General features: G+C 49.6%; 1 protein-coding gene. It reads left to right on the top strand.

The genetic code is table 11. The features are described from left to right. Window positions 1–12 precede the first annotated feature (12 nt). Window positions 13–224, top strand: a 212-nt coding sequence (locus tag ACXAFS_RS15365) for a hypothetical protein (RefSeq protein WP_475308066.1), incomplete at its 3' end; no start/stop codon positions are given.

A 224-nucleotide genomic window follows, 5' to 3' on the forward strand; every position in this document is an offset into this window, starting at 1 on the left:
AACACCGGAAATGTGACCTTAGATGGAGTAGCGATAGCCGATACGTTCGAGGATGCGAATGGTAACCCACTGACCTTATTGAGCGGCCCAACGTTTGTAGGCCCATCAAGTTTAGGCAGTTCAGAAGGCGACTTATTAGTAGGCGAGACAGCGACGTATACAGCGACCTATGTTATCGAGCAGGATGCTGTAGATGCCGGAGGCTTTAGCAACAGTGTTTTAGC

It is taken from the genome of Winogradskyella sp. ABM4_392 (assembly GCF_056160445.1).